11 protein-coding genes are annotated in these 15,243 nt (G+C 75.3%); 3 read left to right on the forward strand and 8 right to left on the reverse strand.

The features are described 5' to 3' along the window. Positions 1–62: 62 nt before the first annotated feature. The 7 genes from fxsT to ACIRSU_RS15320 form a co-directional block, all read right to left on the reverse strand. Complete coding sequence (fxsT, locus tag ACIRSU_RS15290) at positions 63–3,086, reverse strand: FxSxx-COOH system tetratricopeptide repeat protein (protein ID WP_403792187.1); 3,024 nt, start codon at positions 3,084–3,086, stop codon at positions 63–65. Between the two features lie 59 nt (positions 3,087–3,145). After that, positions 3,146–4,426, reverse strand: coding sequence for an aKG-HExxH-type peptide beta-hydroxylase (locus ACIRSU_RS15295; RefSeq protein ID WP_403792189.1), 1,281 nt, complete (start codon positions 4,424–4,426; stop codon positions 3,146–3,148). A gap of 75 nt (positions 4,427–4,501) precedes the next feature. After that, positions 4,502–4,723 carry a hypothetical protein gene (locus tag ACIRSU_RS15300; RefSeq protein WP_403792191.1) on the reverse strand — a complete coding sequence of 74 codons (222 nt, stop codon included), beginning with the start codon at positions 4,721–4,723 and terminating at the stop codon, positions 4,502–4,504. A 128-nt stretch (positions 4,724–4,851) separates the two neighbouring features. After that, positions 4,852–8,025, reverse strand: a complete 3,174-nt coding sequence (locus ACIRSU_RS15305; protein ID WP_403792192.1) for an SAV_2336 N-terminal domain-related protein — start codon at positions 8,023–8,025, stop codon at positions 4,852–4,854. A gap of 7 nt (positions 8,026–8,032) precedes the next feature. Further along, the gene (locus ACIRSU_RS15310; RefSeq protein WP_403792194.1) at positions 8,033–9,055 is read right to left on the reverse strand and encodes an AAA family ATPase; all 1,023 of its coding nucleotides are present in this window, start codon (positions 9,053–9,055) and stop codon (positions 8,033–8,035) included. A 127-nt stretch (positions 9,056–9,182) separates the two neighbouring features. Next, a complete protein-coding gene (locus tag ACIRSU_RS15315) occupies positions 9,183–11,252 on the reverse strand; it encodes a trypsin-like peptidase domain-containing protein (protein ID WP_403792196.1) in 2,070 nt (689 codons plus the stop codon). Further along, complete coding sequence (locus ACIRSU_RS15320) at positions 11,249–11,791, reverse strand: CU044_2847 family protein (protein ID WP_403792197.1); 543 nt, start codon at positions 11,789–11,791, stop codon at positions 11,249–11,251. Before ACIRSU_RS15320 ends, ACIRSU_RS15315 begins: the two co-directional genes overlap by 4 nt. A gap of 105 nt (positions 11,792–11,896) precedes the next feature. Here ACIRSU_RS15320 and ACIRSU_RS15325 point away from each other — a divergent pair, with 105 nt between their 5' ends. Next, complete coding sequence (locus ACIRSU_RS15325) at positions 11,897–12,079, forward strand: DUF6104 family protein (protein WP_403792198.1); 183 nt, start codon at positions 11,897–11,899, stop codon at positions 12,077–12,079. A 15-nt stretch (positions 12,080–12,094) separates the two neighbouring features. Here ACIRSU_RS15325 and ACIRSU_RS15330 read toward each other — a convergent pair whose 3' ends face one another. After that, positions 12,095–12,961 (reverse strand): hypothetical protein, encoded by an 867-nt coding sequence (locus tag ACIRSU_RS15330; protein WP_403792200.1) that lies wholly within the window; start codon positions 12,959–12,961, stop codon positions 12,095–12,097. 182 nt (positions 12,962–13,143) lie between these two features. Between ACIRSU_RS15330 and ACIRSU_RS15335 the strand changes: the two genes are divergently transcribed. Further along, on the forward strand, positions 13,144–14,016 hold the full coding sequence (locus ACIRSU_RS15335; protein WP_403792202.1) for a DUF4097 family beta strand repeat-containing protein: 873 nt from the start codon (positions 13,144–13,146) through the stop codon (positions 14,014–14,016). Between the two features lies 1 nt (position 14,017). After that, on the forward strand, positions 14,018–14,908 hold the full coding sequence (locus tag ACIRSU_RS15340) for a helix-turn-helix transcriptional regulator (protein WP_403792204.1): 891 nt from the start codon (positions 14,018–14,020) through the stop codon (positions 14,906–14,908). Positions 14,909–15,243 lie beyond the last annotated feature (335 nt).

Here is a 15,243-nt window from a genome sequence, read left to right on the forward strand (position 1 = left end):
GGAGGCCCGGCACCCCACTCGGGGTGCCGGGCCTCCGGCGTGCTCCGTGACCGTACGGGCCGTCAGCCCAGGTTCGCCTCGAAGTCCCAGTACGGCCGGTTCCGCTGCCGCGCCGACAGCGTGTGCGGGTGCTGGGCGCCCAGCGTCCGGGTGAGGGTCAGCAGGGCGTCCTCCTCCAGCTTGCCCGCCTCCTCGTTCTCCCGCAGGCCGCGCAGGTCGGTGGCGAGGGCGACCTGGCAGGACAGGGTGAGCGGGTGCTCGTTGCCGAGGGTGTGCCGGGCCCGGCGCAGGGTGTCCCGGCTGAGCTCGGCGGCGTCGGCGACCCGGCCGTTGAAGTTGCGGGCCGCGGAGGCGTTGAGGGCGCAGCCGAGGACCCACGGGTGGTCGGGCCCCAGGGAGGCGGTGAGGCCGGCGAGCGCGCCTTCGAGGATGGTCAGGGCGTCGGCACGCTGCCCGGCGGCCTGGAGGACGAGCGCGGTGTTGGCGAACACGCCGGTGGCGACGGGGTGCGCGGGTCCGACGAGGGCGCGGTAGCCGGCCTCTGCCTCCTGGATGAGGTCGCGCGCGTGGGCGAGGTCACCGTGTTCGCGCAGGTAGTTGGCGTAGTTGTTGATGGACGAGAGCGTGAGGTAGTGCTCGCGGCCGTGCACCTGCTGCATCTGTTCGAGCAGGCTGGCCATGGTGGCGCCGAGGTCCTGCTGGAAGCCGCCCTCGCGGCGGCGGCACAGGGCGAGCTGGGCGCGCGCGTACAGGGTGTTGAGGTGCTGCGGGCCGAGGACCTGGACGTGGAAGCGGACATTGGCTTCCTGGCGTGCCAGCGCCTCACGGTAGTTACCGAGCAGCCGGAGGTCCTGGGCGACGGCGTTGCTGGCGCTGAGGGTGTGCGAATGCCGGGTGCCGAGCACGCTCTCGCTGCGGGCGAGAGAGGCGACGTCGTGCTCGTACGCCTCCTTGTACCGGCCGAGCATGCGCAGCATGAGGCCGAGGTTGTGCCCGGCGACCAGGGTGAGGAACTCGCTCTCGCCGAGCAGCCGTTGGGCCTCCGCGAAGGCGTCGCGCTGGATCCGTTCGGACTCCTCGTACTGGCCGAGGAAGCGGAGGTCGCTGGCGATGGAGATGGCCGACCGGAGGGAGCCCAGCTCGTCCCGGTTCGTGGCCTCGTCGAGCCGGGCGCGCAGGGCGAGGTCGAGTTCGTACGCCTCGCGGAAGCGCCCGAACGCGCGCAGGATGTAGCACTCCTGTGTGGTGAGTTCCTGCATCTCGGGGCTGACCGGGTCCATGAAGGCGGACCACTGCTCCCGGATCTTCTCGGCCAGCCGGATGCCGGCCCGGAACTCGGCGCTGCGGAAGCAGTAGCGAAGGCAGTTGAGGACGGCTGTCTGCACGCGTGGGCTGCGGCTGGCCAGGGCCCCGGAGGGCTCCAGGTGGGGCAGGAGCTCGGCATACCGCGGCCAGTGCCGGCTGTCCATGGGGTTGCCGGGGTCGGCCTCGGCGAGCAGGGTGCGGACGGCTTTGCGGTGTGCGTCGCGGTGTTCGCCGTCGGTGAGCCGGGCGACGATGTCGTGGACGAGCCGGTGCATGTGCACGGACTCCTGATGGGGCCCCATCTCGACGCTTGCGACGGGTCCGCGGGACTCGCGGCTGAGTACCGAGTAGTTGACCAGCGTGTCCAGGGCGCGGTTCCAGGCGGGCAGGTCGGTGGCCATCCAGCGCAGGTCCTCGGGCAGATCGGCCTGCGGGTAGGCGCGAACGATGCCGAGGGGGATGCGGCCGGGGGCGAAGGAGGCGCACAGGCTGAGCACGTCGATGGCCTGCGGCTGGGAGCGCCGGAGCCGGTTGATCAGTATCGACCAGGAGGTGAGGGACGAGTGGGGGAAGCCGTCGCCCGACGACTCGCCCATGGCGGAGACGCGTCCGTCACGGACCATCCGCAGGTATTCGGGCACTTCCATGCGGGACTCACCGAGCCAGGCGGCGGCCTGGACGAGCGGCAGGGGGACGTCGCCGAACTCGGCGGCGACCTCGTCGGCCTCGGGTGCACTGATGTGCGGGGCGCGACGCATGAGGTAGGCGGTGGACTCGGCCCGTTCGAAGCTGGGCACCTGGAGGACGTCCGTGTGCTCGCCCCAGGCGCGGTTGCGGGAGGTGATGAGGACGTGCCCGGGCCCCTGCGGCAGGATCACGCCGGCGCCCTCCGTGTCGTCCCAGCCGTCGAAGACGACCAGCCAGCGGGCGTGCGGGTCGCCGCGCCGCAGCGCCTCACGTACGGCGCGGATGCGTTCACCGGGTTCGTTGCCACTGGGCAGCCGGAGCACAGCGGCGAGTTCGCCGAACCGGTCGCGCTGGACGTTGCGGTCGTCGGAGCTCACCCACCAGACGACGTCGTAGTCGGGGCTGAAGCGGTGCGCGTACTCGGCGGCGATCTGCGTCTTGCCGATGCCCGACATGCCGAGCAGGGTGCAGGCCGCCCTGCCGCGCTCGGCGTCCATGAGCCGTTCCTGAAGCTCGGTGAGGAGGTCGTCGCGACCGGTGAACCGGGGGTTGCGCCGGGGAACCTCGCCCCAGATCTCGGGCGGTGTCTCGGGGTAGCGGACCAGCGCCCCGGGCGCGATGCGGCGGCCGGCCGAGCGCCGGGGTTCGATGCCCAGCCTGCTGAGCAGCCGGGCCTCCGCTTCCTCCTCGCCGACGCCCCAGAGGCTGACCGGTTCGAGCACGGCGGTGGCCGGGAGGAGCGTGCGGTTGGTCAGGTTGACGGCCGCGAAGCGCTCGGCCCGGTCCACGACGAAACCGCGCAGGACATCGTTCCACTCGCCGGCGGGGCGGGGGCCGAGCTGGAAGAACCAGTCGTCGAGGACGAGCAGCACGGTCCCGCGGGCGAGCAGCAGATCGCCGAGGGAGTCGCTGAGCGGCGTCTCGCGCGGCGGGTCCCACCGCTGGAGCGTGGCGCGCACCCCGTGGGCCTCCAGGCGCTGGTTGATCCAGGTCGCCCAGGGGCGGTGGTAGCCGGGGAAGACCACGAGGACATGTTCCGGTGCGGCTCTTCCGCCGTGCTCCGCCGTCGCACCGCCCGACCGCTGTTCCGCCATCTGTGTCTCCCGTCCCGCTCCCGCGCAACGCAGTGTCATGTGCCGTGGGCACAGTGTTATCACCCAGGTGCCCCCGGAGCCGCTTTGAGGCTCGCGTGGTGACGCTTCATCTGATGGGCGAACTTCCGTCCCTCATTGGTCAGTTCATCAGATTCAAGCAGGATCGACAGGGCTTCACCCACCTGATCGTGGACCCTCTCGAACTGACGTCCGGCTCTGGTCCGCCAGGCCGCCGGGACGCCCTCCGCGGCGGTGGCGCGCCGCCACAGATCGCTCAGCGCCAGGTGTGCGTACACACCGTGGAACACCCCGGAGACGGGTCTCGGGTCGGCGCGCCAGCCGACCCGGTGCACGGCGGCGGCCCGTCCCGGCCGGTAGAGCGGGACGAGCTCGTGCAGGGTGGCCAGTTTGCTGTGGTGCAGCTCGTGCACGAGTGTCTCCGCCATGTCCGGCGCGTCCGCCGGCAGCGAGGTGAGTACGGCTCCGGGGGCGGCGCTCAGCGTGGCGCCGTAGGAGCCGGGGCCGCACGGGACGAGCGGCACGATCGCGCGCACCGCCCGGCGCACCTCGCCCGCCCGGGAGGGGTCGGTGCGGTGCAGCAGTTCGAGGCCGGACTCCCAACGGGCGGACCAGGCGGCCCGGTCGGTGACATCGTGGTCCGTCGCGCCGCGCGGCGGCGATCCGATGCCGCCGACCGGCACCCGGTAGGGATCGAGGTCGTCGAGCCGGGCGGCGGAACCGCTCAGGACGGGCAGTCCGGTCCAGCCGGGACCACGTCCGACGAGCGCGCCGGTCCGGGGGTCGGTGAGCAACAGGACGTCGGGCGCGGCACGTTCGGGCCCATCGGAGTGGAGCCGGCCGGTATGGGTGCCGCTCCGGACCCGTACCCGGTCCGCGCCCGTGCGCAGCCGGCCGACGCCAGGCAGCACGAGCAGCCCGCCGGGCGCGTCGACGGTCAGGGTCGTGGGGCATCCCGACCGCAGGGCGGCGGTGACGGCGAGGACGTCGAGCCGAGCGAGGTGCCGGTCGAGGGCCGGCCCCACGGGTGCGGCGAGCGCGGTGGCCAGCCAGCCGCCGGTCGTCGGATAGTCGAGAAGATCCTCAACGACCTCGGGGCGGCGCCGCTCCACCCGTTCGAGCAGCCTCCAGGCCGCCCCGAAGCGGCGGAACACGGCAGCGTCGACGGCGTCACGGTGCCGCTCCACGCGTACGAGCAGGGCCTTGAGCAGGAGCAGCCGCCGGGCGTGCAGGGCGGAGCGCAGCAGCACGGCGCTGCCCGGCTCGGAGCGCGTACGGGCCAGTGCGCCGAGGGCCGCGGCGCGAGGTCCGTCGAGGGTCATGCCCGACTCCCTCCCCGGCTCGCCCGCCGGCGTCCGCTTCTGACCGGAAACAGACGGTGGCCGGGCACCGTGGCGTCAGTGGGCGAGGTGCTCCCCGCCGCCGTCGGCCAGGGCGCCCTCCGGCCAGGAATCGGCCAGCTCCTCGGGCTGCCACAGCAACCGCTCGACGGCCGCGACGAGTTCCGCGTCCTCCATGAATCGCAGGGTCCGCAGGTCGACGGCCGCGAGATCGGGCAGGTGTGGCGGGCGGGCCTCCCCCCGGTCGGCATCGGCCACCCACTCCAGGTGCTCCAACACTCTCGGCTCCTCCTCACCTGCGTGCGTCCCCCACGGTCGTAGCGGCGGAGCGGTTCTTCCCGACGTCGTGAAGCCGGAAACCCGTTCGACCCAACTGCGCCCCTGCGCGCCCCCGTCATCCGGCCGTCTCAGACATACGGCCATCTCAGGGCCCACCACGGCACGAGCCGGTGCAACTCCTCCCGGGAGAGGCGGTCCGGCAACACACGGGAGCCGGCGCCCACCTCGGCGAGCAGCGCCCGGGTCCGCTCCACGTCCGCCCAGTCGACCTCCCGCAGCGCCCCGTCGAGCCGCAGCCACTGCTCGGCGGCGGCCGTGAGGGCGGTCCTGGCGCCGAAGGCGCGGCCCATCAGGTACAGCACCGCTCCCTGCGCGTGCAGCGCACGGGCCAGGGTGGGGGTGCCCGGGGTGTCGCCGTGCGCGGTGTGGCTGTCCTCCGCGGCGCGCTGGTACGCGGTGAGCGCGTCGGCCAGCCGGCCGTCCCGGGCGGCCTCGCTCAACTGGAACCGCACCCAGCCCAGTTGCAGCCACACCTCGGCGCGCTCGGCGGGCCCTGCGGCCGCGCGGACGGCCTGGTCGAGGAGGTGGCGGCTCTCGAAGAGGTCGGGCAGGAAGCCGGCCCGGTCGTAGCGCAGGGCGAGCACGCTGCCGATCAGCACCCGGGCCCGGGCGCGGGCCGTGGCGTCGGCGGGCAGGCAGGTGAGGGCCTCGCGCAGGACGGACTCGGCGCGGTCGACGGGCTCGGTGCCGCTGCCGGCGGCGGCCCGCCGCAGCAGGGACTCGCCCCAGGTGAGCAGCAGCCGGCCGCGCAGTTCTCCCTCGGCCGGGGTCAGCAGGGTGGCGGTCTCGTACGCGGCGTCGGCGGCCGGGCCGTCGCCGGTGACGTCGTAAAGGCGGGCCCGGGCGCTGGTCCAGCGCAGCCGGAGCGCGGTGGAGTCACCGAGCAGCGGTTCGGCGCGGTCGAGGGCGTCGGCGACGGTCGCGGGAGCGGCGGCGGCGAGGTGGAGGGCGTCGGCGAGGTCGAGCAGCACGGGCCCGGACTCGTCGAGGGCGAGCGCGGCGCCGAACGCGGCCACCGCCTCGGCCCCGTCACCGCGCGCCCCCCGGGCGAGGAGGAGGCGCCCACGCCGTACGAGCAGGGCGTGGCGGCGGGTCTCGGGCCAGTCGGCCGGGTCTCCGGCGAGCACGGCGACGGCGGCGTCGAGGCGGGCCGGGTCGCCGGTGTGCCGCCACAGGGCGTGCAGGGCGGCGGCCTGTTCGAGCGTGGCCTCGGCCCAGTCGGCGCCGCCGGGCCGGGCGGCCCCGGCGGCCCGTTCGAGCTCGGCGAGCGCCCGGGTCAGCAGCTCCTCGCGCTGTCCCCGGTCCCGTACGGCGGCGGTGCCGGCCTGCGCGTAGAGCACCTGGCCGAGGACGAGCCGGGCGCCCGCGGTGTCCTCGGGGCCGTCGGTCGGGCCGTCGGGGCCCTGGCCGGCGAGCGCGGCCTCGGCCATCTCGCGGGCGGTGGTGAGCAGCGACGGGTCGGACTGGCCGCGCCACTGGGCGAGGAGGCGGCGGGCGGCGGCGAGCGGTTCGGGGGTGACCAGGTCGGGCTGGTAGAAGCGCAGCACGCGGGCGGGGATGCGGGCGAACAGCTCGGAGGCGGCGCCGGCCGGCTCGTCGGTCTCCTCGCCCGGTCCGGTCGCGGCGGGCGTCTCCTCCTCGGTGGCGCCGTCGGGTCCGTGTCCGGCGAGGCGGGCGGCGGCGAGGGCCGGGAAGTTGCGCATGCCCTGGCCGAAGTGGCGCTCGACGAACTCGGAGCAGTGCTTGAGCACGAGCGCGGCCGCGCCCCGGTCGAGCGAGCCGAGGAGGTGCTCCTGCACGGCCGGCGGATAGCTGTAGCAGGGGTACGGGACGGGGCCGGGGAGGCGTCGGAGGAGGCCGCTCAGCAGCACCTCGGCGAGCTCCATGGGGCCGGTGTCGGGGAGCATCGCGCGCTGCACGAGCTGCATGACGGGCAGGGCGAGCGGGGCGGCGGCGAGATGGACGGCGAGCCGGACCGCGCCGGGGGAGGCTCCGGCGCGGAAGGCGCGCAGGAGTTCGTCGTCGCTGCGCCGGGCGCCGCCCGGCGCCCGTACCTCCGCCGGCCGCGCGGGCGCGGGGCCGATGCGGGCGGCCCAGCCGCGGACCGCTCCCCCGCCGTGTCCGGTGAGCAGCCGGGCCCAGGAGGCGAAGGCCTCGGGGGTGGGGGTGAGCACCGGCACGGCCCGGGGTTCGGCGGCGACGGGCTCCCACACCTCCTCGTCGGGCTCGAAGCGGACCTGGCCGCCGGCGGTGGCGGGCCGCAGCAGGGTGCCGGGCCCGACCGGCAGCGCCGTGCGGGCCCACAGCCGCGGTGGCAGCGGCTGGACCAGGGCGAGTGGGGAGTGCCGGGGCCACTGGGTGATGAGCTGCTGGGCGGCGCCGCGCTGCCAGAGCGGGCCGACGCAGTCGCTGACGACGAGGGTGAGGCGGCGGCCGGTGGGGTCGTGCAGCTGGTCGGCGGGGCGGAGCCGGGGGTGGCCGTCGGGGTCCGAGGTGGTGCTGACGAGCGGCGGGCCCTCGCCGGTGTCGTGCAGCCGGTGGACCTGGACGTCGCGGAAGGCGCCGGACTGCTGGCACGCCTGGCGCAGTTCCTCGACCATCCGCTGCCAGACGCCCATGGCGGGCCCGGTGTCCATGAGCAGCTGGATGTCGGGGCGCGGGGCGGCGGCCGGGCGCAGGACGGGGGTGAGGATGCCGGAGGCGGCGCTGTGCTCGGCGGTGGCCTCCTCGTCGAGCCGGCCCTCGCCGGGCCGGACCGGCAGCCCGGTGGCGTAACGGCGCAGCGGGCGCAGCGCCTTCTGCAGGCCGAGGAGTCCGGGCAGGGCGTTCGCGCCGGGCGCGCGGACGGGCAGTGCGGCGCCGATGCCGGCGCTGGTGCGCGGGCGTGCGCCGCCGGACAGCCGGAGGTCGACGGTCTCGGGGCGCCGGGCGGGTGCGACGGCCGGGTCCTCCGGGCCGGGTGCGTCGGGTGGGGCGGTGTCACCGGTGGCCGGATCTCGACGGTGGTCGGCGGGGCCGGGGCCCGCGGAGCCGCCCGTACGGCCGGAGTCGCCGTGCTGTCCGGGACCGGCGGACAGCGGCGGGCCGGCCACCGGATCATCCGCCCCGCCCTCCGGGCCGGCGCGCGGCAGCCACTGGGCGAGCCAGACGGCGTCCGCGACCTCCTCGGCCGTCAGGTCCTGCCCGGCGGCCCGCAGTCTGCGGGTGAGTTCTTCCAGCTGCATCCGGCGGCTCCGGTGCATCCGGCCATCACCTCGGCTGATCGAGCGGCTGCATGAGCATGTCCGCGATGCGTTCCCGGGTCACCCGCTCGGTGCGGGGGGCGTGCTGGGTCAGGTAGAGCGCGTTGAGCAGCTGGTCGGTGGCGATGACCTCGCCGGGCTCGCGGTCGAGGAAGCGGTCGACGAGTCCGGGCTCGGCGGCCGCCGCGTCCGGCCCCAGATGGGCCTCGATCATGGCCGACAGCTGCTCCTCGCCGGGCGCTTCGAGCTCCAGGCGGATGCAGCGGCGCAGCAGGGCGGCCGGGAAGTCGCGCTCGCCGTTGGAGGTGAGCACGATGAACGGGAAGGTGGTGCAGCGGATCCGGCCCCCGTACACCGGCACCTTGCGGCCGTCGTCCGTGAGCACCTCCACCACCGGTTCGCGGTCGGCGAGCCGCTCCAGCTCGGGGATCGCGAACTCGCCCTCCTCCAGGGCGTTCAGCAGGTCGTTGGGCAGGTCGAGGTCGCTCTTGTCGAGCTCGTCGATGAGCAGCACCCGGGGCAGCTCGGAGGGCAGCAGGGCGGTGCCGAGCGGGCCGAGCCGCAGGTACGAGCCGATGCCGGCCGGGCTCGCGGCCGTGCCCGCGGCGTCCGTGCCCGCCGCGTCGGCGCGGGCCCGCTCCAGCTGCACGTCCTGGAGGCGGCCGATGGCGTCGTAGCGGTAGAGCCCGTCCTGCAGGGTCGAGCGGCTGACGATGGGCCACCGGAGCACCCGGCCGAGGCCCAGCTCGTGGGCGACGGCGTGGGCGAGCGTGGACTTGCCGGTGCCGGGATTGCCGGTGACCAGGAGCGGCCGGCGCAGATACAGCGCGGCGTTGACGGCGTCGGTCTCGGCGGGCCTGGGGTGGTGGTTCTGCACCAGCCTGCGGCGCACCCCGAGCCGCCGGTCCGAGCCGGCCAGGGTGTCGTCGGCGCCGCCCGCGGAGAAGTCGCGCCAGGGCGGCGGCGGGGGCAACCGCCGTATCTCCTCGTGCGGATGACCGGCACCACGGTAGATGCGCCAATCGTTCACGCCTGCCCCCTCCTGGCCGCTGACACACGGGTGACTCCGCCGGGCGCGTCGACCGTACCGCTCGCCGCACCGGTCTGCCGACGCTCAAACCGGTCCGTTCGTGGCGAAGTTGAGTTCGAGGGACGGGTCACCGGTCACCGCCGGAATCGTCCTCGCCGAGGAGCAGCGGGCCCTGCAGGGGCGCGTCGTGCGGCGGGCGGTCCGGCGGGTCGTAGAGGACCGCGAGGCCCTCGGCCCAGGCGTGCTCGGCCCGGTCGCGCGGGTCGGCCTCGGTGTCGCCGGTCCGCAACCGCAGCGCGCGCACGGGACCGTGCAGGCCCTCGGCGCCGTCGACGACCGCGAGGAGCTCGCCGGCCCGCTTGTGGAACTCGGCGCAGTCGGCGTGCTCGCGGGCCGAGTGCCGCCACAGCGCGACGGGATGCCCGGCGGCGAGCGCGGCCTCCATCGCGCGCTGGCCGTCGCCGCTGCCCACCGGGCCGCAGTAGACCGGCACGCTGCCGCCCTCCGCCTCGCGCAGCCGCGCGTACACCGCGTTCTGGCTCTCCTTGCGCCGGTGCGGGGCGTGTCCGTCCTCCGCGCCGGGGGCGACCACCTCCGCGCGCAGCGGCACGGCCCGCAGCGGCCCCGACTGACAGCCGCGCCGGCGCTGGCGCCATTCCGGGGAGGGCTCGCGGTGGCCGCGGTGCCGGTCGCGGACGACGACCGTGCGTCGCCGGCCGAGCGGCAGCGAGCCCTCGCCGAAGGGCTCGTCGGGCGCGAGCCGCCAGGTGTCGACGGGCAGGTCGAACAGCTCGCGCGGCAGCACGGCCTCGACGCCGGCCAGGTGCTCGCCCCGGTCGCCGAGGCCGAGGGCCTGCGCGAGCGGGCCGCGGAGCGCCTCCTCCAGCTCGCCGGGGCGCACCCCCTCCGTGCCGGCGCGCACCGCGTTCATGGTGCGGCCGTCGAAGAGGAGCAGCACCTGCCAGGTGTAGCGCGGCGGGTCGCTGTAGGGCACGGGGTCGATCTCGATGCGGACGTCGGCGCGGGCGCGCGGCTCGCGCTCGGGGTCGTCGGCGCCGGGGCGCGGTGCCGCGGGGTCGAGCAGGGCCCGGATGTCCTTGCGGATGCGTGCGCGGGCGTGGCCGGACTCGTTGTAGGTCCAGGCGCTCAGGGCGCGGACGGCGGGCCCGGGGCCGTACCGCCTGGTGAGGTGGCGCACGAGGTGGGCCGCGTAGAGGAGCACGGCGTCGATCCCGAGGTCGCCGGCCGCGGGGCCGTCCGGCCGCTGAGGGGCGTGCAGTTGGTGGAGCCGGACCACTCCGTCGGTCCAGGACCGGGCGTCGGTCTCCAGGACGTCCTGGAACTCGTCCTCCGTGACCCGGTCCTTGACCTCGTCGACGAGGGCCATGACCTCGCCGGGGCTGGTGGGCCGCGGGAGTTCGGCGAGGTGGCCGTAGAGCTGGTTCAGCTGGACGGGGCTGACCCCGCGCGCGGTGGCGGGCCACGCCCGGGTCTCGGCGTCGACCCAGGTGTTCCCCGAACCGGTCTGCGCGGTGAAGTGGTAGCGGTCGTGGGCCCGCAGCACCTCGTGCAGCACCTCGCCGTCCTGGAGGTCGAAGAGCTCGCGCAGCAGGGTCACCGGGGCCGCGGCGCCCTCGCGCGCGTTGCTGCCCTTGCTGACGCCTATGACGGCGGCGCGGCTCACGTCGACGACGGGGCCGCCTGAGCAGCCCTCGACGGGCAGGGACCAGCGAAGCAGCAGGGCCTTGTTCGAGAAGCCGCTCGTCTCGCCGGTTTCGAGGCGCAGTCCGAGCTCGCCGGTCTGGTGGGCGTAGCCGTACAGCCGGACGGGGGCGGAGGTGACGGGCGGGCGGTCGGTGAGCCGCACGCACGCGGCGTCCTCGGCGCCCTCGACCCGGACGAGGGCCAGGTCGGGGAAGTGCCAGGCGTCGAGCGTCTCCTCGGGCGCGGCGGGACGCGGCTTGGCCAGCACGACCCGGCCGACGGTGTCGCCGCCCGCCCAGGTGATGCCGACGGCCGGTTCCTTCCTCCACACCGCGCTTCCCCCTTTGGCCACGACATGGGCGCAGGTCAGCACCCAGCCGGGGGCGATGAAGAAGCCGGTGCCCCAGAACCGGTCGCCGTGCGGGTCATACCCGTCACCGGGCGCCGCGATGCGTACGAGCGCGGGGCGCACCAGCGCGTCGAAGGCGCTCATACGGCGCGCGGGCCGTTCTCCGGTGAGGCGGCGGGTGGCGGGAGGGTGGGGTTCCCGGGGGCGGCGTCGGCGGCCGGCGCGGGGGCGGGGCCGGGCGCGGGGGGCGCGGGAGTGGGCGCCGGGGCAGGGCCGGGCGCGGAGGCGGGGGCGTAGGCGGGGACGGGCGGGGGTGCGGAGGCAGGCGCGGGGTCTGGCGCGGGCGCGGGCCGGCGGCCGGGCTCGGTCCAGGTGAGCGAGACGTTGACGGACGCCTTGCCGCCGCCGTCGGCGAGGACGCCGATCACCTTGCCGGCCTGCGCGGAGAGTTCGATGCCGAAGCTGACGGCGACCTCGACGGAGCCCTCCGGGTCGAGCCCGGCGCGCAGCGAGCCGACCACCCCGCGCACCACGTCGGTCAGTCCCCCGGCCATCGACACGACCCGGTCGCCGAAGCCGGTGTCCTGGAAGCCGCTGCCGCGGTCCAGTTCCTCCGCCCCGCTGATCCGGGCCCAGACGGGCGTGCCGTCGTCCAGCCGTATACGAGCGATCCCATGCGTCACAGCGGCCCCCGCTCCCCGAAACGATGATGAACGAGGCTAGACCTTGGTGCGGAAGAGGAACAGGGGACGCGGCCCGGGTCCGCGACCACGGCCTATTCTGATCGCATGTACTTCACGGACCGTGGCATCGAGGAACTGGAGAAGCGGCGCGGCGAGGAGGAGATCACCTTCGGTGAGCTCGCCGAGCAGCTGCGGACCTTCGTCGATCTCAACCCCGACTTCGAGGTGCCGGTCGAGCGCCTCGCGACCTGGCTGGCGCGCCTGGACGACGAGGACGAGGACGAGTAACGCGGGTTTCCGGGACTACGCACCCCGCAGCCGGTCGTAGGCGATTCCGAGCGCCCCGTCGGCGACGAGGAGCACGCCGGCCGTCGTCCAGCCGCCGCTGCGGCGGGCGATGCCCCAGACGAGCAGCGGCACTCCGGCCGCGAGCTGGACGGCGCCGATGAGCCGGGCCCTGGGGCCGCGGAGGTACGGGCCGAGCCGGCCGCCCTCGACCGCGTCGAGTTCGGCGCGCACGGTGTGTACGGCGTCCCGCCAGCCGGCCCGTTCGAGGAGTTCGGCGCGTACGGCGTCCCACCGGCCGGGCACGTCGAGGAGTTCGGCGCCCCGGGCGTGGGCCGCGGACCGCAGCCGGTCGGCGCTCTCGCCGGGCGAGAGCCCCTCGGGCAGGGCGAGTCCGGTGCGGGCGAGGACGGCGGCGAGGCCGACGAGCCGGGCGTGCGCGTCGGCGTCGCGGTCGGGCCGGGTGAGCGGTTCCAGGGCCTGGACGTCGAGCACCGGGTCGAGCGCGAGGCGGTCGGCGAAGGTCCGCATGGCCTCGTCCTCGCCGACCGGGGTGCCGTCGGCGAGCCAGACGTAGCCGACGGTACGGCGGAAGCCCGAGGCCAGCGTGAACCCGGCGCGGTCCCGGTCCCACCACAGCGCGAGGACGGGCCAGCCCGCGGCGGCGACGGCGAGGGCGGTGGCCCAGCCGGTGACGACCCGGTCGACGGGCTCGCCGTCGTCGAGCCACGGCTTCCCTTCCGGCACGAGGACGCTCCACTCGGGCCCGGCGGGAGCGAGCAGCAGCTGTTCCCGCAGCAGCCCGGCCGGCGGGCGGACCGCCGCGGGTTCGGCACGGCAGAGCAGCAGCGCCCCGGCGGAGCGGGGTCCCTGTGTCGCGTTCATGGCCCCACGCTAGGCCAATTTGTCCCGGTAGGTGGGTGAATGCGACACCCTGAGTGGCCCCTGTCAGGGGTGAATCAGGGTTGACTTGGCTCGACCGCGATATATCGTGTCTATCGAGAAACGCGATATGTTGCGTCGGCACGGTCCGCCGGCGCGAGTCGACGACACGGGAGGCCAGCACCATGACAGAGTGGTCCGTCACCGAGCCCAGGAAGATCCCGCTGACCGACCCCGTGAGCCGGCTTCAGATCCGCATCGTCAACGGTGTGGTGAACGTGGTGGGCACGGACGAGAGTTCCGCGCGTCTGGAGATCACCGAGATCGACGGCCCGCCGCTCGTCGTCACGCAGCAGGGCTCCACCCTCACCGTGACCTACGAGGACCTGCACTGGAAGGGCTTCCTCAAGTGGCTCGACCCCAAGGGCCACAAGCGCCGGGCGGTCGTCTCGGTCGTCGTCCCGGCCGGTGCCGAGGTCGAGGTCGGCGCGGTCGCCGCCGAGACCGTGATCTCCGGCATCAGGGGCCGCACGGCCGTCCGCGGCGTCACGGGCGACACCACGCTCGTGGGCCTCGCCGGGCCGGTGCGGGCCGAGACCGTCTCCGGCGCCCTGGAGGCCCAGACGGTCACCGGAGCGCTGCAGATCAACTCGGTGACCGGCGACGTGACCGTCGTCGACGCCGGCACCGCCGTGAAGGCAGAGACCGTCAGCGGGGACCTGGTCGTCGACCTCGACCCGGCCGCGGGCCTGGACGGGCCGCCCGCCGACATCCGGCTCGCCAGCGTCTCCGGCGAGATCGCCATCCGGCTGCCGCACCCGGCGGACGCCCGGGTCGAGGCGAGCACCACCAGCGGCGCGGTCTCCAACGCCTTCGAGGACCTGCGGGTCGGCGGCCAGTGGGGCACCAAGTCCATCACCGGCACCCTCGGCGCCGGGCGCGGCACACTGAAGGCCACCACGGTCTCCGGCTCCATCGCCCTGCTGCGCCGTCCCGACCCCGAGCCCGGGGGCGACGACTGGACCGCCCCGTCCTCCGCGTCCGGAAAGGTCCTCTGACATGCCGCCCGTCTTCGCCCACGGCCGACTGCGCCTCTACCTGCTCAAGCTGCTCGACGAGGCCCCCCGCCACGGGTACGAGGTGATCCGCCTCCTGGAGGAGCGCTTCCAGGGTCTCTACGCCCCCTCGGCGGGCACGGTCTACCCTCGGCTCGCCAAGCTGGAGGCCGAGGGCCTGGTCACCCATGCCACCGAGGGCGGCCGCAAGGTCTATTCGATCACCGACGCCGGGCGGGCCGAGCTGGCCGGCCGCGGCGGCGAGCTCGCCGACCTGGAGGTCGAGATCCGCGAGTCGGTCTCCGAGCTGGCCGCCGAGATACGGGACGACGTGCGGGGCGCCGCCGGCAAGCTGCGCAGCGAGATGCGGGCGGCGGCGACCGCGTCCCGCTCCACCGGGGCCTCGTCGTTCGCCGAGGCCAAGGAGGAGCTGCGCAAGGCGAAGCAGGAGTGGAAGGAGCAGGCCCGCCAGGCGCGCGCCGAGGCCCAGTCGGCCAAGCGCCAGGCGAAGGAGTTCCAGCGCATCGCCAAGCAGGTCCAGGAGCAGGTGCAGCAGCAGGTCCAGGACGGCATGAGCCGCGGCGAGTGGCCCAAGGGCGTCTGGGAGGGCATCTCCGGCATCACGGCCCAGCTCGGCGACCTGGTCACCGGCGCCTCCCACAGCCGCACCACCACCCCCGAACAGGCCGTCTCGGACTGGGCCGCCGACATAGCGCCCTCCGCCGACCCCGCCCGCGAACTCGACCGCCTCCTCGACCGCTTCCGCGACGACATCCGCGACGCGGCCCGCGACCACGGCCTGACGTCCGCCCAACTGGCCGAGACCCGCCGCCACCTGGGCGCGGCGGCGGACAGCATCCTGTCGCTGCTGGGCGGTTCGGGGCAGAAGCGGTAGGCCGGGGCCGGGACGGGAGACCGGCGCCGGGCGGCCCGAGACAGGGCGGAGCCCGGCCCGGAGAAGGGCCCGGGCCCGTCGCCCTTGGCGCGAGGCCGGGCCGCGCCGCGGGCCAGGAGCAGGCTCCCTCGCCGGACCCGTAGGACCGGGGCCCGAGGCCGGGCCAGGGCCCGTAGGGCCAGGGCCCGAGGCCGGGCCAGGGCCCGTAGGGCCAGGGCCCGAGGCCGGACCAGCGCCGCAGGGCCAGGGCCCGAGGCCGGACCAGCGCCGCAGGGCCAGGGCCCGAGGCCGGACCAGCGCCGCAGGGCCAGGGCCCGAGGCCGGACCAGCGCCGC

It is taken from the genome of Streptomyces sp. NPDC101160 (genome assembly GCF_044768205.1).
In the GTDB taxonomy this organism is placed as follows: domain Bacteria; phylum Actinomycetota; class Actinomycetes; order Streptomycetales; family Streptomycetaceae; genus Streptomyces.